Source organism: Pantoea sp. UBA5923, from assembly GCF_002431095.1.
In the GTDB taxonomy this organism is placed as follows: domain Bacteria; phylum Pseudomonadota; class Gammaproteobacteria; order Enterobacterales; family Enterobacteriaceae; genus Pantoea; species Pantoea piersonii.
Window position 1 is genome coordinate 1 of record NZ_DJDN01000036.1, and the last position, 23,509, is coordinate 23,509.

23 protein-coding genes are annotated in these 23,509 nt (G+C 53.1%); 11 read left to right on the top strand and 12 right to left on the bottom strand.

Translation table 11 applies throughout. The features are described 5' to 3' along the window. On the top strand, nt 1-689 hold a 689-nt coding region (mpaA, locus tag B3797_RS09070; protein WP_311790915.1), incomplete at its 5' end, for a murein tripeptide amidase MpaA. On the opposite strand, the gene ycjG is transcribed toward mpaA, so the two are convergent. After that, nucleotides 664-1,647, bottom strand: a complete 984-nt coding sequence (gene ycjG, locus B3797_RS09075) for an L-Ala-D/L-Glu epimerase (protein ID WP_311790916.1) — start codon at nt 1,645-1,647, stop codon at nt 664-666. The genes mpaA and ycjG overlap by 26 nt on opposite strands. 150 nt (nt 1,648-1,797) lie before the next feature. Here ycjG and tpx point away from each other — a divergent pair, with 150 nt between their 5' ends. Next, complete coding sequence (tpx, locus tag B3797_RS09080; RefSeq protein WP_311781339.1) at nt 1,798-2,301, top strand: thiol peroxidase; 504 nt, start codon at nt 1,798-1,800, stop codon at nt 2,299-2,301. A gap of 21 nt (nt 2,302-2,322) precedes the next feature. Here the strand turns inward: tpx and tyrR are convergent, their stop codons facing one another. The 7 genes from tyrR to pspA form a co-directional block, all read right to left on the bottom strand. Next, nucleotides 2,323-3,903: a transcriptional regulator TyrR gene (gene tyrR, locus B3797_RS09085; RefSeq protein WP_311790917.1), complete on the bottom strand. Its 1,581-nt coding sequence runs from the start codon at nt 3,901-3,903 to the stop codon at nt 2,323-2,325. A gap of 146 nt (nt 3,904-4,049) precedes the next feature. After that, nucleotides 4,050-5,117 carry a TIGR01620 family protein gene (locus tag B3797_RS09090; protein WP_311781337.1) on the bottom strand — a complete coding sequence of 356 codons (1,068 nt, stop codon included), beginning with the start codon at nt 5,115-5,117 and terminating at the stop codon, nt 4,050-4,052. Further along, nucleotides 5,114-6,508: a YcjX family protein gene (locus B3797_RS09095; RefSeq protein ID WP_311790918.1), complete on the bottom strand. Its 1,395-nt coding sequence runs from the start codon at nt 6,506-6,508 to the stop codon at nt 5,114-5,116. Before B3797_RS09095 ends, B3797_RS09090 begins: the two co-directional genes overlap by 4 nt. Next, on the bottom strand, nt 6,492-6,761 hold the full coding sequence (pspD, locus tag B3797_RS09100; protein ID WP_414693055.1) for a phage shock protein PspD: 270 nt from the start codon (nt 6,759-6,761) through the stop codon (nt 6,492-6,494). Before pspD ends, B3797_RS09095 begins: the two co-directional genes overlap by 17 nt. Before the next feature lie 32 nt (nt 6,762-6,793). After that, the gene (gene pspC, locus B3797_RS09105) at nt 6,794-7,153 is read right to left on the bottom strand and encodes an envelope stress response membrane protein PspC (RefSeq protein WP_376751036.1); all 360 of its coding nucleotides are present in this window, start codon (nt 7,151-7,153) and stop codon (nt 6,794-6,796) included. Further along, on the bottom strand, nt 7,138-7,362 hold the full coding sequence (gene pspB, locus B3797_RS09110) for an envelope stress response membrane protein PspB (RefSeq protein ID WP_120452796.1): 225 nt from the start codon (nt 7,360-7,362) through the stop codon (nt 7,138-7,140). Before pspB ends, pspC begins: the two co-directional genes overlap by 16 nt. A gap of 37 nt (nt 7,363-7,399) precedes the next feature. Next, on the bottom strand, nt 7,400-8,065 hold the full coding sequence (pspA, locus tag B3797_RS09115) for a phage shock protein PspA (protein ID WP_311781334.1): 666 nt from the start codon (nt 8,063-8,065) through the stop codon (nt 7,400-7,402). A gap of 163 nt (nt 8,066-8,228) precedes the next feature. On the opposite strand from pspA, the gene pspF reads away from it, so the two are divergent. Continuing rightward, nucleotides 8,229-9,218: a phage shock protein operon transcriptional activator gene (pspF, locus tag B3797_RS09120; protein ID WP_311790919.1), complete on the top strand. Its 990-nt coding sequence runs from the start codon at nt 8,229-8,231 to the stop codon at nt 9,216-9,218. Nucleotides 9,219-9,865: 647 nt separating this feature from the next. Continuing rightward, complete coding sequence (locus B3797_RS09125; RefSeq protein WP_311790920.1) at nt 9,866-10,399, top strand: hypothetical protein; 534 nt, start codon at nt 9,866-9,868, stop codon at nt 10,397-10,399. A gap of 883 nt (nt 10,400-11,282) precedes the next feature. Here the strand turns inward: B3797_RS09125 and B3797_RS09130 are convergent. Next, entirely contained in the window at nt 11,283-11,921 is a 639-nt protein-coding gene (locus B3797_RS09130; RefSeq protein ID WP_311790921.1) for a TetR/AcrR family transcriptional regulator, read from the bottom strand. 467 nt (nt 11,922-12,388) lie between these two features. Next, nucleotides 12,389-13,135, bottom strand: a complete 747-nt coding sequence (locus B3797_RS09135) for an SDR family oxidoreductase (protein WP_311790922.1) — start codon at nt 13,133-13,135, stop codon at nt 12,389-12,391. A gap of 99 nt (nt 13,136-13,234) precedes the next feature. Here B3797_RS09135 and B3797_RS09140 point away from each other — a divergent pair, with 99 nt between their 5' ends. The 5 genes from B3797_RS09140 to B3797_RS09160 all read left to right on the top strand — a co-directional run bounded on the left by B3797_RS09140 (nt 13,235) and on the right by B3797_RS09160 (nt 19,417). Then, nucleotides 13,235-14,122, top strand: a complete 888-nt coding sequence (locus B3797_RS09140) for an AraC family transcriptional regulator (protein WP_311790923.1) — start codon at nt 13,235-13,237, stop codon at nt 14,120-14,122. A gap of 1,170 nt (nt 14,123-15,292) precedes the next feature. After that, complete coding sequence (locus tag B3797_RS09145; RefSeq protein ID WP_311784399.1) at nt 15,293-16,891, top strand: PTS sugar transporter; 1,599 nt, start codon at nt 15,293-15,295, stop codon at nt 16,889-16,891. Nucleotides 16,892-16,916: 25 nt separating this feature from the next. After that, a complete protein-coding gene (locus tag B3797_RS09150) occupies nt 16,917-17,756 on the top strand; it encodes a histidine biosynthesis protein (RefSeq protein WP_311790924.1) in 840 nt (279 codons plus the stop codon). A 46-nt stretch (nt 17,757-17,802) separates the two neighbouring features. Continuing rightward, nucleotides 17,803-18,615 (top strand): Cof-type HAD-IIB family hydrolase, encoded by an 813-nt coding sequence (locus B3797_RS09155; RefSeq protein WP_311790925.1) that lies wholly within the window; start codon nt 17,803-17,805, stop codon nt 18,613-18,615. 46 nt (nt 18,616-18,661) lie between these two features. Next, complete coding sequence (locus B3797_RS09160; protein WP_311784402.1) at nt 18,662-19,417, top strand: DeoR/GlpR family DNA-binding transcription regulator; 756 nt, start codon at nt 18,662-18,664, stop codon at nt 19,415-19,417. A 287-nt stretch (nt 19,418-19,704) separates the two neighbouring features. Here the strand turns inward: B3797_RS09160 and B3797_RS09165 are convergent, their stop codons facing one another. Next, complete coding sequence (locus B3797_RS09165; RefSeq protein ID WP_311790926.1) at nt 19,705-20,205, bottom strand: hypothetical protein; 501 nt, start codon at nt 20,203-20,205, stop codon at nt 19,705-19,707. A 379-nt stretch (nt 20,206-20,584) separates the two neighbouring features. Continuing rightward, nucleotides 20,585-20,746, bottom strand: a complete 162-nt coding sequence (locus B3797_RS09170; RefSeq protein ID WP_311790927.1) for a hypothetical protein — start codon at nt 20,744-20,746, stop codon at nt 20,585-20,587. 169 nt (nt 20,747-20,915) lie between these two features. Between B3797_RS09170 and sapA the strand changes: the two genes are divergently transcribed. Then, a complete protein-coding gene (sapA, locus tag B3797_RS09175; protein ID WP_311784404.1) occupies nt 20,916-22,538 on the top strand; it encodes an ABC transporter substrate-binding protein SapA in 1,623 nt (540 codons plus the stop codon). Next, nucleotides 22,539-23,504 carry a putrescine export ABC transporter permease SapB gene (sapB, locus tag B3797_RS09180; protein ID WP_120454159.1) on the top strand — a complete coding sequence of 322 codons (966 nt, stop codon included), beginning with the start codon at nt 22,539-22,541 and terminating at the stop codon, nt 23,502-23,504. The last annotated feature ends 5 nt before the right edge of the window (nt 23,505-23,509 follow it).

The window sequence follows — 23,509 nt, forward strand, 5'->3', positions numbered from 1 at the left end:
GACCGCGACGCGGAAAACTTGAGATTCCGTTTCAGCGCTACGGTGACAGCGTGCTGGGCGCGCCGCTGCTCTGGTTTCCCGCGCCCGCCGCCGATGCCGACAGCGGACTGATTCTGGCGGGTACGCATGGAGATGAGAACGCGGCCGTAGCCAGGCTCACCGCCTCGATGCGCACGCTGCCGGACCGGCTGCGTCGTCACCACGTGGTGCTGGCGGTCAATCCGGACGGGTGCCAGCTTGGCCTGCGCGCCAATGCCCACGGCGTCGACCTCAACCGTAACTTCCCGGCGGCCAACTGGCAGAGCGGCGAGACGGTTTATCGCTGGAACAGCGCCGCCGAGGCGCGCGACGTGCTGCTCTCGACCGGGGATCGGCCGGGTTCAGAGCCGGAAACTCAGGCGCTGTGCGAGCTGATTCACGGGCTGAAGCCGCGCTGGGTGGTCTCCTGGCATGAGCCGCTGGCCTGTATCGACGATCCGCGCGGCAGCGATATCGGTCACTGGCTGGCGCAGCAAACCGCGCTGCCGCTGGTCAGCAGCGTCGGTTACGACACCCCCGGCTCGTTCGGCAGCTGGTGCAACGACCTCGGTCTGCCCTGCATCACCGCCGAGATGCCGGCCATTTCGGTTGATGAAGCGACGGAGCGCTATCTGGAGGCGATGATCAACCTGCTGCGCTGGCAGCGATAAGCACCCTGCCTGCGCTGACCTGTATGGCGGGCTCGACATCCACCGCCAGCCAGGTCGGCCCGTCGAGATCGGCGAAGCGCGCTCCCGCCGCCAGCGGCAGCGCGGCATGGATAGCGCGCGAGGTGCAGATCATGCAGCCGAGCATTATCTCAAAACCGAGCGACTTCGCCGCTGTCGCCAGCGCCAGCGCTTCGGTCAGGCCGCCCGCTTTGTCCAGCTTGATGTTAATCATTTCATAACGTCCACGCAGCGCAGACAGGCTGTCGCGGGTATGGCAGCTTTCATCGGCGCAGATCGGCAGCGGATGGATAAAATTGGCCAGCGCCGCATCCTGACCGGCCGGCAGCGGCTGTTCAAGCATCGCCACGTCAAGATCCGCCAGCAGCTGGCAGCGCGCCGCCAGGCCTTCAGCCTGCCAGGATTCATTCGCGTCAACAATCAGCGTTGCCTGCGGCACCGCCGCGCGGATCGCCACCAGCCGCTCGGTGATAAAGGTATCGTCCAGTTTGATTTTCAGCAGCGTCGCGCCGTGTTGCCACAGCGCTTTGGCGCTGCTTGCCATCGCTTCAGGGGTGTCGATGCTGACGGTCTGGGCCGTCACGACCTCATCAGGCGCCGCGACGTCGTTCAGGGTCCAGAGATCCTGCTGTTGCTGGCGGCTCTGCAAATCCCACAGCGCGCTGTCGATAGCGTTGCGCGCCGCGCCGGCGGGCAGCGCCAGCTGTAAGGCTTCACGCGTCATACCCTGCTGCAACGCCGGGAGAATATCAGCGATCTGCGCCAGTACAGAGGCTTCCGTTTCGCCGTAGCGCGCATAGGGCGTCGCCTCGCCGGTGCCTTTTACGCCATCCTCTTCAATTTCTACCACTACCACTTTCGCCTCGGTGCGGCTGCCGCGGGCGATAACGAAAGGGGTATGCAGCGGCCAGGACTCGGGATAGCTTTTTACCGTTCTCATACTCTCTCCATGTAGGTCGATAACTGCGCGTCGTCTCGGATAATCTGCGTTTTTAGCTCGTAAGTCTTTTATAGATATGTCATAAACACGTTTTCAAACCATACTTACCTGTAGCCAGTCACGCTTTTTTCTGACGTTTAAGGAATCGCTATGTCTCATACTGTTCACTTTCAGGGCAACCCGGTTGAGGTTGCTGGTCACTTTCCACAGGCGGGCGAGCAGGCTAAAGCCTTTTCGCTGGTGGCGAAAAATCTCACCGACGTGTCGCTCTCTGAGTATGCAGGAAAACGCAAGGTTCTGAATATTTTTCCCAGCATCGACACCGGCGTCTGCGCCGCCTCGGTACGCCGCTTCAATCAGCTCGCCAGCGAGCTGAACAATACGGTCGTGCTCTGTATCTCTGCCGATCTGCCGTTTGCCCAGTCGCGCTTTTGCGGCGCCGATAACCTGAATAACGTCGTCACGCTCTCGACGCTGCGCGGCGCTGAATTTAAAAATGACTACGGCGTTGAAATCGCCGCGGGCGCGCTGGCGGGTCTGACGGCGCGTGCGGTCGTGGTGCTGGATGAGCAGGATAAGGTGTTGTACAGCCAGCTGGTGGATGAAATCACCACCGAACCTGATTACGATTCCGCGCTGGCGGTACTGAAGTAGTATTAACGGCGGCGGCGCCTCTTAGCCGCCGCTTTTCTCTTCCTTTTCGCCGCGTTTCTGCCCTAACCCATATTCGCGCAGTTTATTAGCGATCGCCGTATGCGATACGCCGAGGCGTTTCGCCAGCTTGCGGGTGCTGGGATAGGACAGATAAAGACGCGTCAGCACAGAGCGCTCGAAGCGGCTGGTAATCTCGTCAAGGGTGCCTTCCATCGCCTCTTCGCCCAGCGAGGCATCCAGCGCCTGCTCAGGCAGCACGATATCCTGCGGGCGCAGCTCGTGCCCTTCTAACTGCGTCAATGCGCGATAGAGCGCATTCTTCAACTGACGCACGTTGCCCGGCCAGTTGTAGCGCGTCAGCAGTCCGTTAAGCTGCGGCGACAGGCGCGGACGCGGAATGCCCTGCTCATCGGCAAAGCGCGCCACAAACATTTCGGTGAGCGGCAGAATGTCCTGCGGACGCTCGCGCAGCGGCGGCAGATGCAGCGTTAATACGTTAAGGCGATAAAAGAGATCTTCACGGAACTCGCCGCGCTGCACCAGCTCAATCAGGTTTTTCTGCGTGGCGCAGATGACGCGCACGTCCACATGGACTTCATGCTCTTCCCCGACGCGACGGAACGTTCCGTCATTCAGGAAGCGCAGCAGCTTGGTCTGCATGCGCGGCGACATTTCGCCGATCTCGTCAAGCAGAACCGAGCCGCCATTGGCCTGTTCAAAGAAGCCTTTCTTGCCCTCTAAGGCGTTCGGGTAGGCGCCAGCGGCATGACCAAAAAGCTCGCTCTCTGCAACGTCATCCGGCAGCGAGGCGCAGTTCAGCGCCAGGAAAGGCTTCTTGCCGCGCGCGCTACGCAGATGGCAGGCACGCGCCAGCATCTCTTTACCGGTACCGGTATCGCCGACAATCAGCAGCGGCGCGTCATGCATCGCCAGCTTGCGCGCCTGGTCGATCACCTGACGCATTTTCGGCGTCACCGCAATAATATGATCGAACTCCGACTCGTCGGTCACCACCAGGTTTTGCAGCTGGCGTCCCATGCGCGCGGTAGATTTTAGCATCACCATCGCGCCCACCGGCTGGTCACCCGCACCTTCATCGGCGGTGAGATAGACAGGATGCGCTTCCATCAGAAAATCGCGGCCGTCGATCACAACATGCTGCGCCTGCGCCTCAACGCGGTCGCTCTCCAGCCAGCGTTGAAAATTAAAGCCGCTAATCAGATTACCTGCGCTGTAGTTGCGAATTTTCTGCTCGTCGAGATCGAACAGGTTCTGCGCCGCCGGGTTCGCCAGCTCGACTTTACTTTTCAGGTCAATGGAAAACACCGGCTCTGGCATCGCCACCAGCAGCGCGCTCAGGGCGCGATGCTCCCGCTCCGAAGGCATATAGGCGACGGTACGCACGTCGGTGACGCCAGGCGTACGGCGGATTTCCGCCATCAGGCTGCTGAACTGATCGAATTCAAGCGCAGAGAAGTTGAGATAAATACGGCCAAGGGCCGCAATTTCGATGCCGCGTAAATCAATATTACGGGCGACTAACAGATCGAGCAGCTCACGCGCCAGACCGATGCGGTCCTGGCAGAAGACTTCAAGACGCATTGCGATGGCCTTAGTCAGGTAAAGAATCTGGAGATAATACGCTAACTTGCAACAGGTCTGAAGAGGCGTGGAAGCAAAAGTTGACACCGGTGTTCATCCTGCGGTGCGCGCCGCCCAGGCGACGGCGCACCGGCAGGAAGAGGCCCTTAGCTTTCGCGCTTCGCACCGCTTTTTGGCAGCGTCTCTTTAAGCTGGCTAATAAGATCGCGACGAAAGTCGCCCAGGCGCGGCTTATCATCCTCCAGCCAGGGCAGTGGGCGACACAGCTCCATCGCCTTGATGCCGAGCCGCGCGGTCAGCAGACCCGCGCCGATGCCCTGGGCGGCGCGCGCTGAGAGTCGGGCGGCGATATCCTGCGACATCCAGTCCATCCCCACTTCCCGCACCAGCTCCGACGCACCGGCGAACGCCATATTCAGCAACACCAGTCGAAACAGCCGCAGCCGACTGAAGTAGCCCAGTTCGATACCGTAGATGGCGGCGATACGATTGACCAGCCGCAGGTTGCGCCAGGCGATAAACGCCATATCCACCAGCGCCAGCGGACTGACGGCAATCATCAGCGTTGACTCCGCCGCGTGGCGGCCGATTTCGCGCCGCGCCTGACGATCCTGCACCGGTTGCACCAGCTGCGCATAGAGCTGAACGGTTTCGCGATCGTTCTGGGTTTCATGCAGCGAGGCGTGCCAGCGCTGCAGCGCCGGGTGCGCCTGATCTATGCCCGCCTGCTGCGCCAGCTTTTCGCAAAAAGCGCGGCCTTTGCCGACGCTATGGCTGTGCAGCAGTTCACGTCCGACGTCGCGCGCTTCGGCGCGCTCGCGTAGCTTATAGAGACGACGCCACTCGCTGGTCAGCGCACCGACGCCAGCGATGACGATAAGCCCGCCAGCCGCGCCGCTGCCGAGCGCGAACCAGTCGCGCGTCAGCCAGGCGTCATGCATCCACTGGACGCTCTGCGCCGCAACGCTTACGGCAAACAGCGCGACGCCCACGCCAACCAGTCTGCGCCACAGGCTGCGCTTCGGGCGCAATGCCTGCTCAACCGCCCGCTCTCCCGCGCCCTCTTCCATCACGTCGCCAGCCTGCTCGTCAACGGCGAGAAACGCCTGCTGTGCCTCATCGTCAAATGCCTGCGCCGGGCGCAGCGGCCGCTCAGCTGGGGCCTCCAGCGGCCGGGCGAAATCAATACGCGGCTTCAGTTTTTCATCGTTCATCGCAGCTTGTCTCCTAATAAAAATTCCAGCGCGGCATCCATGCGGATATGGGGCAGCAGACGATCGATATCGAGCGGCTGCGGCCGGAACTGTTCAAACTGAAAACCCTGCTGCTGCCAGAAGGCCTGTCCCGGCAACCGCGGCGGTACTTCGCCTGGATAGAAAGTCAGGGCTTCGCCATCCGCCAGTCGATCGCCGCGCAGCGCCGGGATCTTCTCGCCGCGATGATCCACCAGCCCGCTTTGCGTAGCCTGCACCGACGCCAGCCCGATGCACTCCATGCTGATGCCCTCGAACGCCGCGTTTTGCCAGGCGTCCTGTACCAGCTGCTGCAGCAGCGACACCATATTCGCGTGCTGATCGGCGGTGATATGGTCAGCTTTGGTGGCGGCGAACAGCAGCTTGTCGATCACCGGCGCGAACAGGCGACGGAACAGGGTACGCTGTCCGTAGTGGAAACTCTGCATCAGCTGAGTCAGCGCCAGCCGCATATCGTTAAACGCCTGAGGGCCGCTGTTCAGCGGCTGCAGGCAATCCACCAGGACAATCTGGCGATCGAAGCGCAGGAAGTGGTTGCGGTAAAAATCCTTCACCACATGCTGACAGTAGTAGCGGAAACGCTGCTGCAGCATGGCGAAGTTGCTGCCTTTGTCGGCCTGCGCCAGTTTGCCGCGCTCAGATTCATCCTTCAGCGGCCAGGGAAAAAACTGCAGCGCCGGTGCGCCCGCCATCTCACCAGGCAGCACAAAGCGGCCGGGCTGGATAAAGTGCAGCCCTTCGGCTTTACAGCGGTGCAGATAGTCGGTCCAGGCGGCGGCGATGGCGGCCAGCCGGTTTTCGTCGGCAGGCGCAAAGGGATCGAGCGACGTGCACAGCTCACGCCACGGCTGCGCCCACTGTGCGCGATCGCCCTGCAGCAGGCCCAACATCTGTCGTGACCAGTCGAGGTAATCCTGCGCCAGCATCGGCAGGTCGAGCAGCCATTCGCCGGGATAGTCGACGATTTCCAGATAGAGCGTCGCGCTCTCTTTGAAATGGCGCAGCAGCGAATCCTGCGAACGATAGCGCAACGCCAGCCGCATTTCGCTGACGCCGCGCGTCGGGGTCGGCCAGGCGGGCGGCGTGCCATAAAGCTGCGCCAGCCCTTCATCGTAGGTGAAACGCGCTGTGCCCATGTCGCGTTGCGGAATGCGCTTGACGCCCAGCAGGCGCTCGTCGCGCACCACGGAAAAGAGCGGCAGCCGCGCACCGCTGTGCACGTTAAGCAACTGGTTAACGAGTGAGGTGATAAAAGCGGTTTTGCCGCTGCGGCTCAGGCCGGTTACCGCCAGGCGCAGATGACGATCCGCGCCGCGGTTGAGTAATGAGAGTAGTTCAGACTTGTTTATCATCTTTTTCCCTGATGAAGCGCGCCGCCGCCCGCTTCATTACGCGCTGCAGCAACGGCTCCAGCGCCAGGGAAAGCAGAATGCGCAGAGGACGACGCGCAACCGATTTTACTGCCCAGCCGGTCAGACCGGCAGGCCCGTAGCTCACGGCATTGATAATGATGAATTTCCCGACCGACTTCAACGCGGGGGTCGCGCGGCGGCGAAAAGAGGACGTACGTGAATATAACAAAGTAAACCTCCGGTTGATCAGCATAACGGGGCCAGAGCGGCCCCGCTCAGGAAAGGTCAGAGCTGGCGAAAGCGGCTGCGCACGCTGAAGGTTTCAGACGTTACGTAACGCTCTATCTCGCGCACGCTGTACTCATCGCGACGCAGCGCGCTCTCCAGCCGGTCCAGCAGTTCGCCAGCGTTCGGCTTGCCCGCGCCCTCTTCAGCATCCGCGGGTTTAGGATCGAGTACATATCCCAGGATAAAATAGGCGCTGACGGTAATGGCAAACAGGCCGAAAAAGAGCGACAGCACCACTATTACGCGCAGCAGACGCACCGGGATATCGAGGTACTCCGCCACGCCGGCGCAGACGCCCATCAGCTTCCCTTCTTCCGGTTTGCGCCACAGCTTACGTTTAATCATGGCTGCCTCCATTTAGGATGCTCAGCGTCCAGAATGGACTCCAGCGCCTGGATGCGGTCGCGCATCCGTTCAGCTTCCTGCGTTAGCTGCTGCAGGCGCTGAAGATCGCCTGCCGACAGGTCATTGCCGCTGCGGCGATTGCTGTAGTGCAGCCATAACCAGATCGGCAACACAAAGAGCACGAAAATGGTCAGCGGTATAGCGAGAAAAAGTGCGCTCATTGACTCTCCTTAATCAGTCTCGCAGACAGGATCATTATTATTCGCTACGGTTCATTTTGGCTTTCAGCGCTTCCAGCTGCTGACTGATCTCATCATCGGCCTGCAGATCGGCAAACTGCGCGTCCAGTGATTTTGGCTTACCGAAACGCTGGCTTTCCGCTTCTGCTTCCATATGGTCGATGCGACGCTCAAAAGATTCAAAACGCGCCATGGCTTCATCCAGCTTGCCGCTGTCGAGCTGACGGCGCGCATCACGGGAAGTAGAGGCCGCCTGGTGACGCAGCGTCAGCGCCTGTTGACGCGCGCGAGTTTCGCTCAGTTTTTTCTCCAGCTCGCCGATTTCGCCCTTCATGCGCTCCAGCGTCTCTTCAACGTGCACCACTTCCTGCTGCAGCGAGGCGATAAGGTCGGTGAGCTTCTGTTTTTCGATCAGGGCCGCACGCGCCAGATCTTCTTTCTCTTTGCGCAGCGCCAGCTCCGCTTTTTCCTGCCATTCGGCCTGCTGAATTTCCGCCTGTTCAATGCGGCGGTTCAGCTGTTTTTTCTCCGCCAGCGCGCGCGCCGAGGTGGAGCGCACTTCAATCAGCGTGTCTTCCATCTCCTGAATCATCAGGCGTACCAGTTTCTGCGGATCTTCCGCACGCTCCAGCAGCGAATTGATGTTGGCGTTAACGATATCGGCGAAACGAGAAAAAATACCCATAATGATGTTCCTCTTTGATTATGTTGGTGCGCCATGCGCTGATTGTTATATACAAAAGGCGTGCCAGTTTTTATTTACTTGATTTTGAAGGGTATTTATATTTTACAGCGCAGCGCGCGTCGCGTAAGGTAGTTAAATTGATTAACAGGTGGTGAATTTCATCATGGCTGGCAGCAACGATAATCTGTTGGGTGAATCCAACAACTTTCTGGAAGTGCTTGAACAGGTCTCTATGCTGGCACCGCTGGAAAAGCCCGTACTGGTCGTGGGCGAACGCGGCACCGGCAAAGAGCTGATCGCCAGCCGCCTGCACTATCTTTCCGACCGCTGGCAAGGCCCGTTTATCTCGCTTAACTGCGCCGCGCTAAATGAAAATCTGCTCGATTCTGAGCTGTTCGGCCATGAGGCCGGTGCCTTTACCGGCGCGCAGAAGCGTCACCTGGGCCGCTTTGAGCGTGCAGATGGCGGCACGCTGTTTCTCGACGAACTGGCGACCGCGCCGATGCTGGTGCAGGAGAAGCTGCTGCGGGTTATTGAATATGGTCAGCTTGAGCGCGTCGGCGGCAATCACGCTTTGCAGGTGAATGTAAGGCTGGTTTGCGCCACCAACGAAGATTTACCCGCGCTGGCGGCGGCAGGAAAATTCCGCGCCGACCTGCTCGATCGCCTCGCCTTCGACGTAGTGCAGCTACCGCCGCTGCGCGAGCGGCGCAGCGATATTCTGGTGATGGCGGAGCATTTCGCGATTCAGATGTGCCGTGAACTGGGGCTGCCGCTGTTTCCGGGCTTTACGCCCGAGGCGCAGGAGACGCTGCTGGCGTACCAGTGGCCCGGCAACGTGCGTGAACTCAAAAACGTGGTGGAACGCTCGGTTTACCGTCATAACAGCAGCGAAGCGCCGCTGGACAGGATTATCATTAATCCCTTTGCGCCGCGCACGCAGCCAGCGATTACAGCGCAGGAAGAAACAAGCGGCGACCTGCCCGCTTTGCCGCTCGATCTGCGCCAGTGGCAAAACCAGCAGGAGCGCGCGCTGGTAGAGGCCAGTTTGCAGCAGGCGAAATATAATCAGCGCCGCGCCGCCGAACTGCTGGGCGTGACCTATCACCAGTTGAGGGCGATGATGAAAAAACACGGGGTGGAAAAGGAATGAAAGCATTAAAAATAAGTCAGTTGGATGACAAAACGCATGGTTTCAAGTGCTTGCTTTCCATTCAGTAAATGGCTGTTTGTAGTAATTTTTAATTGAGATTTGGGGAAGGGATTTTACATCAAATCGGCGAGGCAGCACGTCAGAAGCTAATGATCTCTTACATGATCTTACTCAGCATCACCCTTTTCTTTTACTCTTCGTCGACAATGCGTTGGCCGGTTTCGGTGGGCATGCAGTGTTAGCCCTTCATTTTTCAAAGATATTTCCTTTTGCAATAGTCCCAGGCTGGCAATTTTAAATGAATTTGTTCGCTTTATTGCCCCTGCCTCAGCCCAGGATATTGCTACACGATCATAATCGAGAGAGTAACCTCCCAGACATTGGGCTCGGCTGGGATAAACTTTCACTCGTCACTATAAAGAGAGCAATTGAGGATCCGAGCCCAGGGTGGGCCCTAATGCAGCGGTGTTACAGTCTTAGCTGGCCTGGGATGAATGCCCGCTTTGTGCAAAAAGCACAGATTATTCATGTATAAGGTCGGTTGACTGGTCAAAGACTATCTCCTGATAGCTGACTTAATATTTTTTTAAGGTTTTTCCCGTATGGGTCGATAAAAACAAGAACGACAGAAACGTAAGGAGATGCGCATGTATGGAAAACTGGTCATTACAGGAATAATGGTAACGTTGTTGAGTGGATGTACAGCGGGGTTTAGGCCTTCGCTGGAAGACTATAAGGGTTCAGATGCGGCCCGGATTCGTGCTGCATCTGATGGCAACACAGCCCTGCAATTTTATGAAAAACAGACGAATGGCTGTTATAAAAAAGTTTTAGAGCGCCGTATTACGGCAGGTCTGGCAATTCTCGGTATTCCGGTGACAGGAAATAAAAGAATTGGAATGCCAGACTCATCTAACAACAAGGGAAGTTTTATAAATGAATTTACTATCAAGCCGGGGCAACTGGTGACGGTAATTCATTACTGGACACAAGCTGGCTACTATCAAAATACAGAACGATCTGTCTCTGATAGATTCATTCCTCAGCCAAATCATGATTACGATATCGTCGTTACTGGCTCAGAATTTGGCGGAGATAGCGTATCGGTAAGAGATCTGGATTCAAGCGCTAAGATAGTAGGATGGGAAGGCAATTATTGCCCCTCCGGTATATTTGATTAACTTCATGATGCAGGTCGCCGTCTGTACGTTTAAGCCCACCCAAGAGTGGGCTTTTTAATACTCGCTGGATAAAAACTTTTCTGTAAAATGATAAAACAACAGGTTTCAGAGAGTAACAGCGGAAACTTTTCTCAATATATGGGCCGAAGCGCAGAAAATAGCCATCAGGATCCTGGACGAGAAACACTCTGGTTACTCCATGTTCATGCACCCGGGCAAATATTTGTTCGGTATCATCTACCTCTATCTGAAAATTGACGCCTCGCCCTGAGGGTCTGGCAAGTTCTGTTGTGTTTCATCCACCTGGATGATATTGCTAAAGCATTAGTTGCGCCTCACCAAGGCTAATACAGGCAAAAACCGGTACTCTGGCCTGATCTTAATTCTGAAGCCAGGCAAATTAGTATAGAAGTTCAAGGAAAAGGGAAAATCCGTTACGGTGAGCTCGGGAACGATGCGGTTTCAGTAAGATTCGTTCGTATCAGTCATGTTTTTCATCTTTTTTGACTTCTGCAGCATACACCAGATGACTTGTAGGGGTTTCGTGGCCGGGATGTTATGTTCAACACAAGGGAATTAACCAGTCATTATAACTGAAACGTCTCCTGTTTGATCATAGCGGGCATTGCCTGCGCATCGGTCCGCTTTGTGCCACAAGCAGATGATAATGCATTGCCTCAGCATTGGGATGCAATGCAACACTCTCAGGTAAAAGGCCAAAAATTTGAATAAGGCACACATATTTTTAACTGAGACAATGGAAAACGTCTCTTAAAAAACCGCCCTTTATCGACCCAACCGCATAAGGCCATGCCCTCTTCGCATTCAAGCACAACCATTGTTCTTCTTCTTTTTCGACGTCGAACAATTGTGCCCGCTTCAGTCATGTTGATGCCTTTCTTGAAAAATCTTTCTCATCAACAGCTCTGTTCAAGAGCACCGATTTGACAATAAATTCGTTACACCTGTTGAGTTCTTCCTTATCAGGCTGAATTTTTCCGTATACCCGCATCCCTTCCAGCATCATAAAAATGCTCAGGGCCATTACTCGCGCGTCCTCATCCCGCCGAAAGACCTGTTGCGCCTGCCCCTTGCTCAATATACTTTCTAACTGATTGATTATTGAATTAAATTTAGTAGATACCTTTCTTTTTACTTCTTCATCACCCGGTAAAAGTTCACTGGCAGCAGCAATGGTAAAGCAACCTTTCTCTCCATCAGGGGCAGATGATACTAGAGCCACAAATTCGAGCGTTTCACGCAATGCAGCTTCTGGCGATAAATCCGCATTGCGTTTCGCTCCTCTGGTAACGCCTTCATCCATGTATTGTTGTAATGCCGCAAGATAGATTGTTCGCTTATCGGGATAGAGTTTATAAATACTGGCGCTTGCTAAGCCTGACGCTTTCATTAGATCGGCCATAGACGTTGCCCGATATCCTTTCTGCCAGAAACATTCCAGCGCAGTATTCAGAAAATCCTCTGGATCGAATTCTCGGGGTCTGCCAACAGATGATTTCATTTCATTCTCCCATGCTGATGATCAATTGTAGATCGATCAATCTACAATTGAAAGCACTTGTATATCTCTCGCTTTCAAACCCACCTTTTCTGCTTGGTGCTGCTTTAAGTACACCAACGGTATGTCTGCTTTTTGTTTATAGCGGACAGATGAGATCAGCAGCAAGCTGGCTTACAGCGTACCGCCAGGCAGGCGCGCCCATTACGGAAATCAAATAGCATATTCAGTAAAGCGCGAACGGCCGGATTTAAGCGACCACTTTCGAGCCAGAGAACGATCAGGTTATGCCGTTCAACGGAAAATTCAGCCAGAACTGAATGGCAATATTCATGCTTCGCTGTTAGCGATATCTGCCAGCAGGAGCGTCGTTACAATCCTGTTCCTGATTGCAGGCATAAGCCCCTGATGACATGACTTCCTGGCGAACTGCCCCTGATATTTACAAGGGCAGTCGCAACACCTAAGAATTAACCTACTTCCTGCATCAACGCTACCGCATCTTCTCCCGCAGGAATACGCAACGGTGCAGTGGAATCGGTGGCGGCACGCCATATCGCTTCCGCAACATCAAGCGCTTTGGTAGTGGATTGCGGCTGCTGCATACCGGTAAGTACCCGGTCAAACAGGGGCTGATAGGGTTCAGGCTGGGTGTGATCCATGCGCGACATGGCGTTTTTGCCGAAGTCAGTGGTCGGAGCCATGCCCGGTAGAACCAGATGTACGTTGATGTTGAACGGCTGTAACTCAAGCGCCAGCGATTCCGTAAAGGCATTCACCGCTGCCTTACTTGCCGTGTAGACCGCCAGTAATGGAAGAGATTTAAGCGTTACCGTAGAGGTGACGTTAATCACCGTACCGCTTTGTTTCGCGCGAAACTGCGGCAGCACAGCCTGCGTCATCGCGATGGTGCCGAGAGTATTAGTCTCAAACACATCGCGCACCGTAGACATTTCCATGCCTTCCAGCGCTGCAAGTACCCCTATCCCGGCGTTGTTCACCAGAACATCAATCTCGCCTGCTTCTGCGACAGCCTGCCTGATACTGGCCTCATTACTGACATCCAGTGGCAGCAGACGCAGATTTTCTGAATCTGGAAACAGATCGGCTTGTGGTTTACGCATAGTGGCGATCACTTTCCAGCCACGCTCGAGGAAATAGAGAGCCGTTTCATGCCCAAAGCCTGAAGAACAACCGGTGATTAAGATAGTTTTCACATTTCACTCCTGTCTGGTATTGAGTCAGGTGATTACTATATAGTCAGCCCTCTGTACTCACTACAACGCAGCGTCCAGCATTCATTCGCAGGAGTCCAAATGATCGATCCTTTAGCCGAGATAGTGTCGCTGCTGCAGCCGCAAGCGGCATTCTCTAAGCGTGTGTGCGCCAGTGGCCGCTGGCGAGTAAATCGCAGTGAAACTGGTCAGCCGTTCTACTGCCTGATGCTGGAAGGTTGCAGTGAGCTGACTATAAAAGGAAACCCGCCCATTACCCTGGAGAAGGGAGATTTTGTACTTATCCCCGCGGCGCTGGAGTTTTGTATGAGCAGCGTCGAACCGCCAGCCGCCGATGCGCCGGAAACCCTGCCGCAAATGCTCGCGCCCGGGGAATTCTGGGTAGGCGATCCAGGACAACCCGCTGATGTACAAACCCTGATTGGCTATTGCCAGTTCGACGCGCCCGATGCCGGGCTAATAGTCTCGTTGCTACCGCAGTTTATTCATGTTCGAGGCGAGTCACGTCTGACGATGCTGGTCCAGTTGGTGATAGATGAATGTCGCGCACAACGTTCCGCGCGCGATATAGTCCTGGAACGATTGCTGGAGCTGTTATTAATTGAAGCGCTACGATCGATATTGATCTGCAATGCATGTCCGGGCGTGATGAGTGGGCTGGCTGATGAGCGCGTGTCAGCGGCGATCCGCGCCATTCACGCCCGGCCAGAGTATAGCTGGACGGTCGCCGAACTGGCGAAAACAGCGGCTATGTCACGTTCCGCATTCTTTGTACGCTTCCGGGAAGCGGTTGGCGTGGCGCCGATGGACTATCTGCTGACCTGGCGAATGGCACTGGCAAAAAAACTTTTACGCGGCAAAGATATGACGGTGGCCGAAGTGGCTGAGCACGTTGGCTATCGCTCTGCCAGCGCTTTTAGCGTTGCTTTTTCCCGCCATGCTGGGATTACGCCGGTAAAATATGAATAGGTTTCTTTCGGTGTCAGCAGACATTGCCTGAGGGCTTATGGAGGCGGTGCTTCAGGCTCAGTCAGAACCGTAAAGCTTTCGGAGTCACAACGAATAATGCTGCATATGCACTTTATTGTTCCTGCGGTTTCACTGTGGGGGGCACCTGACACCGCTGCGCTATATGTCGATGGCGTAATCCATGACTGATTTCGGATGAGACGAAAACCTAAAAAAGGCTCATAACGGGGCCATGATGATAAAAATAATAAGTTATACCGGTGGTTTATTACCAGTCGTGAAAGGCTAAGGCCCGCCTTTCGCTGATAGCAGAAGACTAAGAGCAACATGATGCTCTGTCGACCTCCCCCACCCCGGAACCCATATGGAATCTCATAGCCCTTATCAGGTATCGCGTTAACGGTTGCCCGCCAGCCTCCCTCACTATTTGGGACTTTGGTATCGGGTCGTTTGCCCCTGTATTATTTGGGAGAGTAATGCACTCAAGCCAGAGTTGGGCGATGGCTTATCTGGTGCTGGCTGCCGGAGGAGTAATTACAGCCATGACTGCTGTAACGCTCAGGCTAAGAAATTAACCTGAGCGTTATGATTTTATTCGCTCTGTTCTGACCTGAGCGCTGTGCTGTCAGAAATAGCAGAAATGTAATGGTTTTTTTATCGAATCCCTTCCTTCAGTAGCCAGAGCTATATGAGCCCAATTGCGGTCATATCATTGCTGGGGCACATTTTCGAGCCAGAAGCAGAGCCCAATCGACAATACTTGCCTGTGAAGAACAGACACGTAATAAAATCCATTTAACTCAAATAATTACCTGTTCAGCTTAGCCCGCCCTGTCTTACCAGGGCCTTCATTTAGCTCTTTTCAACCCCCGTGGAGCCATCAATTCACTACCTGTTTTCGTTTGATCCACTTCACACTTCCACAAAAAACAACACAAAACAATAACAAGATATAAATCTATAAAAAAGAAACATAATAAAATAAAAAACCAAAAAATAACCATAAAAGCCAATGAATAAATATTAAATATTGTTTTATCAAAAAATTCACTGCACCAACCCAGAAAGAACCTATTGATATAAGTTGTTTTGTTTGGGAATATCCTTGAAAGCAAAACATCAACAACAAAACAACACCAGAAGAGCATCTACCCCCGAGAGGTTTTTTTTATGAAAAAGATTGCCATTATCGGAAGCAGTGGAGGAAATCTCTACAACCTGGGCGGTGCAGACCCAGAGAAGCTGCTCGCCGAAATTTACGTTCAGTGTGAAGCTGCGGGCATCGAGGTTGGCGCAGTGCAGTTTATTGCTGCTGAAGCCTCCATGGATAATGCCAAACCCACCACGCCTGCCAGCGTGTATACGCTCCCGGACGGTAGCGGTTCAAAACCCAAACGAACTTTTGACGGCAAACTGTCCGAGGTTAATGACGCCATGAAGGACACTGACGCCGCGATCGCCAGTGAAATTCGCAGCGGCAATATCCACGGCCTCATCGTCATGAGCGCAGATCCAGGCAGTGCGAACAGAGAAGTATTCAGAGCTGCGGCCGAAACCAAAGTGCCGATTGTAGGCACAGGTGGCACCTCTATGGCTATGATTGCCGCCTCAGGGGCAAAAGTTGTCGCGACATCCGGGACAACCGGAACAACAAGCCGGACCCGGGCCGTTTCCTTTGCTGCCTCTCTCGCAAAACACTGGGGTATGAAATATCGCCCGAATCTGGGTGGCGCCACCACTGGCAGTGTGGGTTCTGGCCAGAGCCTGCTCAAACGTATCAATATCCGCAGCATTATGATCCCAGCCTTGCCGGGATTCATTGCCATGGCTCTGGTGCTGGCCGCAAGTCATATTCCCGGACTGGGAAAACTTAATGACATCTTTGAAATTCTGCTTAAGGGACTGCCGGTGCTGGTGGCCGTTCTGGCCGCGAAGCAGGTTTCAGAACTTGATGAGGTGTCAATCGTATCTGGGGTGGTCGCAGGCGTACTATCGGTAGAAGGTGGACTGATTGGCGGGATCATCGGCGGCCTGTTAGCCGGTATATTCGTGCGCTATCTGTTCGAGTTGTGCCTGAACTGGCGCTTTCCTATGACGACCGTCAACATCGTGGCGGGCGGTATTTCGGGTCTTGCTGCCGGTCTGATTATGCATTATCTGCTCAGTCCACTCGCCCTGATGGCCGGTGACTATATCAAGCTGGCTATTTCAGCCACCCTTGCCTACAGCCCTATCCTGGCGGGTTTGCTTGCAGGGCTGGTTATCTGGCCGGCAATACTTGCTGGTATATACCACGCAGTCATTCTGCCGCTGGTTCTGCTGGAAATGGAAAAATCGGGCGTTAGCTTCCTGGGTGCTGTAGATATGGTTGGCCTGGTTATGGTCGCCGCAGGCATCAACCTGGCCAATATGATTGCTCCACGCGAAAAAAGTGAAGCAGCTGTCGCCACGCCGGGATTACTGATCAATATCGGCTTCGGGACTTTTGTCGAATCTGCTTATCCCTTCATGTTCGCAAATAAAGTCGTGTTCATCTCAGCAATTGTTTATGCGGGGCTGGGCGGCATGTTGCTGGGATATTTCAAAATTATGGGCGTCGCTTATGTGCCCGCATTCGTTTCGCCTTTCATGTCAAGTAATGCGCTGAATATGGCGATTGTAATGGCCACAATCCTGGTGCTCACCTGTATTACGACCGTGATTGCCAACCGCTTTAAAGCCGTCTCGAAAAAAGAAGAGTCTACCCAGGTAGCTCAGTCTGTTAAATAACTCACCAGTCTCAAAGAGGTAAATCATGTTTAAAGGTGATATGAATAAAAAACGTGCCGCAGCCATTAAAAAAGTGAAGGATGCGATTGCACTTCACGGCGGCCAGACAATTTTAAGTACAGGGATCACTGGTGATGATGCGCGCCTCGCAAAAGCAGTCTGCGAAGCGGGTGTAAAACTGCTGGAACCTAACCATCCGGCACTGGCGCTTGCTCGCGGCCATCGTGGCGTAACAAATATGCATGCCGCTGAGCAGATTCGTCACGAAATTTCTAACACCCAGATGGCGGAAGCCTGTCAGGGCGTCCGCAACGTCGTGCCTGATGACGTCTTCATCACCGTGGGTATTTCAGGCGGCTTTACCGAAACGCTGCCAGTCCCGCTGACCGACGAGCATATTCTTGAAATCGCCCGTTCGGGTGCAGATGGCCTGCATACGCATAAATCAGACTGGGATGACCTGAAAGAAGTGGTCGATCTGGCACACAAATATGGTCTGACGGTAGATGCCTATATCGGCCACCCTGACGATTTGCATACCTTTGGCTTGCCGGCTCGTACACCTGAAGAGGTTGCTCAGGTCGCAAAACGCATGCAGGACATTGGCGTGGATATGATTGGTCTGATGACTGGAATGAGCTATGAAGGTGTCGCTGCAGGTGAGATCCCGCAGGTTATCAAAGACCGTTTGCATGCGCTGGTCAATGCAGTAGACGTACCGACCCTGGCTGAAGGCGGCATTAATGTCCGCAACGCGCAGGCTTTCCGCAATACCGGCGTAAACATTCTGGTAGTAGGTACGGCAATCGATAATATGGTGCAGGCAGCAGCAAAAGAAGCCGTTTTACCGTTTATTCAGCACTAATTTTCCTTTTAAAAAGGAGCTTCGGCTCCTTTTTTTGGAGTATAAGATGAAACTTATCGCTCTTGATATGGACGGAACGCTTCTGAACTCTCAGGGCCATATTTCTGCAGCAAACCGGAGCGCGCTTAAAGAATTCACAGAACGTACCGACGGTTATATTGCCGTCTGCTCTGCCCGACCGCTGAGAACCTTATTATCCCTTCTGAAAAGCGAACAGGTCATTGCAAGCATACGTTATGTTGCAGGATTTAATGGTGGACAAATCTTTGATGTTTTGAATGATAAAATTATATTTGAGCGAAAAATGACACGGACGGAAATCCGTAGCATTGACGCAGCCGTTAAGCTTTATCAGTATGACCATCATTTTTTCACAGACAAAGAGATTAAATACAGTAATTGCAATACCGTCTCACGCCACACTCTTTACGAAGCAAAACTTTTTAACTTAACGAGTAAGCAATATCCTTTATCAGAAATATTTAATTCAACCGATATATATAAAATCACTGTTTGCGGAGATCGTTTTTTTATACCAAAATATCAGGAAAACATTCAGGAAACGCTACCTCCAGGCTTTATCAGCTTGATCACGGGGGATCATTATATTGATATCCAGCCAGCAGGTATCGATAAAGGACATGCGGTTGAACGTATAAAGTCAGAACTTTCCCTGCTAACCGAAGAGGTGATGGCAGTTGGCGACCAGCAAAATGACCTGCCCATGTTCAGGGCGGCGGGAACAGGCGTGGCGATGGGAAATGCCGGGGATGACGTCCGTGAAGCTGCAGACATGGAGACGGCGCACAATGACCGTGACGGCGTGGCGTGCGTTATCAAAAGATTGCTTTATCAATAACATAATTGTATCTTTAAGCATATTACATTAAACAGAGATCCCTTGAATGAATCCGGTATCAAGAAAAAACTACATCCTTGACGCGCTGAATAAGTCAGGGGAAGTAAGCGTACTTTCTCTTTCTGAGGAATTAAATGTTACCTCTGAAACTATACGCCGCGATCTGTCACAACTTGCTGATGAAGGATACTTAGTTAAAATACACGGAGGCGCGCTTCGCAAACAGATTTATAAAGAAGATGAGTTTTCAGAAAGGCTTAAAAGCATGCGCCCAGCCAAGGAAGCCATTGGACGCAAAGCAACAACCTTGATTTCCCCTAATGATATTTTATTTATCGACTCTTGTACAACTAACCTTATTTTCTCCGAACAGATCCCCCCTCTTCCATTGACTGTTTTCACTAACTCGTCACTCATTGCAGAATCTATAAAACAGAATAACAATTTCGCACGTGTTTATGTGATTGGCGGGGAATATAACCTTGAGTTTCGTGCGAACCTTGGCGCAGAGGTCGTTGAGAAAATTAACACCATTCGTGCTGATATTTGTTTTTTAGGTGCAGGCGGCATTACATTAAATGGTGGTGTACAGGTTAAAAACATTGATGAAGCGCATGTATCCAAGGCAATGCTTAAAATGAGCAAAAAACGTATTATTCTAGCTGATCACACTAAATTTGGACAGGAGGGAGTAATGAGTATTGCCTCACTGAATCAAATTGATGCTATTATTTCTGACCAGTTATTTGATTCGCAGCAATCTCCGGCACAAGAATATGGAAAAAAACTAATTTTAACTTAATCAAAAAGGAAGTCCTTTTTACTGTAAAACATGTTTTGAAGGTATACGGTATTTATTCTTGGTTAACTTTCTTATTCCACATCGAATGTTAATTTTATTGCAAAAAATATTTTATTTTGCTGTGTAAACCTCTTAAGACATCTTTGATATATCATGACCTTATCCTTTCTCTATAAAACCCTCTGGTTTCTGGATAAGTCGCATCATTTCTTCGACTTTTTCCCTAAAATTTTCTACACCTTTTATTAAAGCATTTCGGCGTAGAAGCTCCCCTAAAATTCTTATGTTTATTCACTCGCGAGAGTACTGTATGTTTTCTTTTCTCGATCTAATCTCATCAGACATCTGCTTTTCCATGTATTCTTTGAGCTTGTCGCCATAAGCGCCGCTCTGGCTTTTATAAAATATGAGTTAAGCTCCTGCTGCGTTGGCTCAATAAATGGCGCACCACAAATACCATCTACATTATTAATGTCTACAAATTTTAATACCTCCGCTGGATTTTCAGCTAAAGCATAAGCCATTGATATATTGAGTCCTTCCTGAAAATAGGCAACTCCCAGGAATGGAGGCTTTATTAGCTCAGGATAAAGACTTATCCACTGAGACTTCCCTTTCGATATATAATTCAAAACTTCGTCATATTCAGATAGCGCAATATGATTGCTATTATTTTTATGAATCGCCATCTTAATCTTTCTGTAGGCAACCTGCTCTTTATCATCATGAGGATTCGCCGCGCACATAGCAAGAGGCAACAACAAAATAATAATCACCAGCCATTTCATCTTATGCTTAACTCTCAACTTCCGGCATCGACGTTTTCTTTCTGACTAAAGAGCAACAGCCCTTGGCAATTGAAATTGATTAACAACCAAATAAGGTAACTCCGCTTCGTTGAGGATGCACGTTGAGCGTTTAATTACTCCGATCACGAAGCATAAATTTTCACTCCAAAACTGGAGTATTATTTAAATAATTGTTTATTCCTCATGGCTTATTTATCTTTTAATTACTCTTTCCATTAACCTTACTAAGTATCAGCCACTTAATTTATTAGATAAAGTACTGGCCTGAGCTAATCCCATGCTTAAAGGAATAAGTTACTGTAACCGTTTAGCCAGTGCGCCATGAACGAGGGTATTGATGCTAATGCGGGATATTTTTTCAGAAATCGGTTACAAACGGGCCTGAAGGCGCAGCGCCAAAGCTAGCGGGGAAAACAAAAAAAAGCCCGCTTACGCGGGCAACAATACTGGAAGCAATGTGAGCAATGTCGTGCGCTTCATCAGTAGAGCCACCGCTGAAGCGCAATGAAATAATAATCATTCTTGTTCTCACTTGTAAAGCGCTAATTGAGAATTTTTCTCATTACCATGCTAATGGTGTGTCTTTACTCTTCTGGATGGCGAAATTACCTGCAGCCGCGCCGCCATGTTTTGGGTCATCGTCCCCTTTGCGATACACTCAGCCTATTGCCCGGACACCGTTGAGTTCTATGTCAAAACTAATCCCGTCGCTGATGCTTATTCTCAGCGTATTAAGCGTCTCTGCCTGGTCGGCAGAGAACCGCGATATCCGCCACAGCGGCTTTGTCTACTGCGTTAACGGCACGCTGAGTACCTTCAATCCGCAGATGGCAAGCAGCGGCCTCGCCGTGGATACGCTCGCCGCGCAGCTGTATGACCGCTTGCTGGATGTCGATCCCTATACCTATCGTCTGGTGCCCGACCTCGCCTCCGCCTGGGAAGTGCGCGATAACGGCGCAACCTACCGTTTTCACCTGCGCAGCAAGGTCTCGTTTCAACATACTTCGTGGTTTACGCCCACGCGCGCGATGAACGCCGATGACGTGGTGTTCAGTTTCGGGCGAATGTTTGATCGCAACCACCCGTGGCATAACGTCAATGGCGGCAGCTACCCCTACTTCGACAGCCTGCAGTTTGCTGATTCTGTGCAGAGCGTAAAAAAGCTCGACAGCAATACGGTTGAGATCCGGCTCAATAGCCCTGACGCGTCGTTCCTCTGGCATCTGGCGACTCACTACGCGCCAATCCTCTCAGCGGAGTATGCTGACCAGCTGACTCGCAGCGGCCGCCAGGAAGAGCTGGATCGCCAGCCGGTCGGTACTGGCCCCTATCAGCTCAGCGAGTATCGCGCCGGGCAATATATCCGGCTGGCACGTAACCCTGCCTACTGGAAAGGGGTGCCGCGCCTGCAGCAGGCGGTGATCGATTTGGGCGCAGGCGGCACCGGCCGTATGTCCAAATTGCTGACTGGCGAATGCGATGTGCTCGCCTATCCCGCCGCGAGCCAGATCTCAATCCTGCGCGACGATCCTCGTTTACGTATGACGCTGCGACCAGGGATGAATATCGCCTATCTGGCGTTTAACACCCGTAAACCTCCGCTCGATCGACCGGAAGTACGTCATGCGCTGGCGCTGGCGATCAACAACGAACGGTTGATGGAGTCGATCTATTACGGTACGGCGGAAACCGCTGCCTCAGTGCTGCCGCGTGCCTCATGGGCATATGATAGCGAAGCGCGCGTTACTGAATACGACCCGAAAAAAGCGCGCGCGCTACTCGAATCGCTGGGCATTACCGATCTGCATCTGCGTCTGGTGGTGCCCTCCGCTTCGCAAGCCTGGAATCCCAGCCCGCTGAAAATGGCGGAACTGCTGCAGGCGGATCTGGCGCAGGTGGGCGTGAAAGTCAGCATTGCGCCGGTAGAGGGCCGTTTTCAGGAAGCGCAATTGATGTCGATGAACCACGATCTGACGCTAACCGGCTGGGCGACCGACAGTAACGATCCAGACAGTTTTTTCCGTCCGTTACTAAGCTGCGCGGCGATCCGCTCGCAGACCAACTACGCGCACTGGTGTTCTCCTGGCTTCGATGAAGCGTTGCAGAAAGCGCTGCTGTCGCAGCAGCTTGCGGGTCGAATTGATAACTATCATCTGGCGCAGCAGATGCTGGCGCGCGATTTACCTGTACTGCCGCTCGCCTCTTCGCTGCGTTTGCAGGCCTATCGCCACGATATTAAAGGCCTGGTGTTAAGTCCGTTCGGCAACACCTCTTTTGCCGGAGTTTACCGTGATGAGCGCGAGGAGCCGTAAGTGATCATCTATATGTTGCGTCGTCTGTTATTGCTGGTGATTACGCTGTTTCTGCTGTCGCTGGTGGGCTTCAGCCTGAGCTATTTCACCCCCAACGCGCCGCTGGAAGGCGCCTCGCTGTTCGATGCCTGGTGGTTCTGGTTCAGCGGTATGCTGCAGTTTGATTTCGGCGTCTCCAGCACCAACGGCCAGGAGATCGGCCTGCAACTGCGAGAGGTGTTTCCCGCCACGCTGGAGCTTTGCGTGCTGGCGTTTGTACTCGCGCTGTTAACCGGGATTCCGCTGGGCATCTGCGCGGGCGTGATGCGTAATAAATGGCAGGATAAGGTGATTAGCGCGCTGGCGCTGCTCGGCTTCTCCATGCCGGTATTCTGGCTGGCGCTGCTGTTTACCCTGTTTTTCTCGCTGACGCTCGGCTGGCTGCCGGTCTCCGGACGTTTTGACCTGCTCTATCCGGTGCAAAACATTACCGGCCTCGCGCTGGTGGACGCCTGGCTTAGCCCCTCGCCGTGGCGTCACGAGATGCTGGTGAGCGTATTGACGCATATGATCCTGCCGGTGATTGTGCTGGCGGTCGCTCCCGCCACCGAGGTGATGCGCCTGCTGCGTGCCAGCACCAGCGAAGTGATGGATAAAAACTACGTTAAGGCAGCCGCCACGCGCGGGCTGTCGCGTTTTACCGTGATCCGTCGGCATGTGCTGCACAATGCGCTGCCGCCCGTGATCCCGCGTCTGGGCTTACAGTTTTCCACCATGCTGACGCTGGCGATGATTACCGAAGTGGTATTTAACTGGCCTGGTCTGGGCCGCTGGTTAATTAACGCTATCCGCCAGCAGGATTACGCGGCCATTTCAGCAGGTGTAATGGTGGTTGGCGGTCTGGTGATCCTGGTGAATGTGATTTCCGATATCATTGGCGCGGCGATGAATCCGTTGAAGCATAAAGAGTGGTATGCGTTGCGTTAGATGCC

What these genes read in the sequence shown, in the direction of transcription:
- B3797_RS09125 (WP_311790920.1), top strand. Translation starts at nt 9,866, where the DNA reads ATGTATGGAAAACTGGTCATTACAGGAATAATGGTAACGTTGTTGAGT.
- tpx (WP_311781339.1), top strand. Translation starts at nt 1,798, where the DNA reads ATGTCTCATACTGTTCACTTTCAGGGCAACCCGGTTGAGGTTGCTGGT.
- B3797_RS09155 (WP_311790925.1), top strand. Translation starts at nt 17,803, where the DNA reads ATGAAACTTATCGCTCTTGATATGGACGGAACGCTTCTGAACTCTCAG.
- B3797_RS09170 (WP_311790927.1), bottom strand. Translation starts at nt 20,746, where the DNA reads ATGATTATTATTTCATTGCGCTTCAGCGGTGGCTCTACTGATGAAGCG.
- ycjG (WP_311790916.1), bottom strand. Translation starts at nt 1,647, where the DNA reads ATGAGAACGGTAAAAAGCTATCCCGAGTCCTGGCCGCTGCATACCCCT.
- B3797_RS09090 (WP_311781337.1), bottom strand. Translation starts at nt 5,117, where the DNA reads ATGAACGATGAAAAACTGAAGCCGCGTATTGATTTCGCCCGGCCGCTG.
- B3797_RS09130 (WP_311790921.1), bottom strand. Translation starts at nt 11,921, where the DNA reads ATGAAATCATCTGTTGGCAGACCCCGAGAATTCGATCCAGAGGATTTT.
- B3797_RS09095 (WP_311790918.1), bottom strand. Translation starts at nt 6,508, where the DNA reads ATGATAAACAAGTCTGAACTACTCTCATTACTCAACCGCGGCGCGGAT.
- B3797_RS09150 (WP_311790924.1), top strand. Translation starts at nt 16,917, where the DNA reads ATGTTTAAAGGTGATATGAATAAAAAACGTGCCGCAGCCATTAAAAAA.
- B3797_RS09145 (WP_311784399.1), top strand. Translation starts at nt 15,293, where the DNA reads ATGAAAAAGATTGCCATTATCGGAAGCAGTGGAGGAAATCTCTACAAC.
- pspA (WP_311781334.1), bottom strand. Translation starts at nt 8,065, where the DNA reads ATGGGTATTTTTTCTCGTTTCGCCGATATCGTTAACGCCAACATCAAT.
- pspD (WP_414693055.1), bottom strand. Translation starts at nt 6,761, where the DNA reads ATGCTGATCAACCGGAGGTTTACTTTGTTATATTCACGTACGTCCTCT.
- B3797_RS09160 (WP_311784402.1), top strand. Translation starts at nt 18,662, where the DNA reads ATGAATCCGGTATCAAGAAAAAACTACATCCTTGACGCGCTGAATAAG.
- B3797_RS09165 (WP_311790926.1), bottom strand. Translation starts at nt 20,205, where the DNA reads ATGAAATGGCTGGTGATTATTATTTTGTTGTTGCCTCTTGCTATGTGC.
- sapA (WP_311784404.1), top strand. Translation starts at nt 20,916, where the DNA reads ATGTCAAAACTAATCCCGTCGCTGATGCTTATTCTCAGCGTATTAAGC.
- pspB (WP_120452796.1), bottom strand. Translation starts at nt 7,362, where the DNA reads ATGAGCGCACTTTTTCTCGCTATACCGCTGACCATTTTCGTGCTCTTT.
- pspC (WP_376751036.1), bottom strand. Translation starts at nt 7,153, where the DNA reads ATGGAGGCAGCCATGATTAAACGTAAGCTGTGGCGCAAACCGGAAGAA.
- tyrR (WP_311790917.1), bottom strand. Translation starts at nt 3,903, where the DNA reads ATGCGTCTTGAAGTCTTCTGCCAGGACCGCATCGGTCTGGCGCGTGAG.
- pspF (WP_311790919.1), top strand. Translation starts at nt 8,229, where the DNA reads ATGGCTGGCAGCAACGATAATCTGTTGGGTGAATCCAACAACTTTCTG.
- B3797_RS09140 (WP_311790923.1), top strand. Translation starts at nt 13,235, where the DNA reads ATGATCGATCCTTTAGCCGAGATAGTGTCGCTGCTGCAGCCGCAAGCG.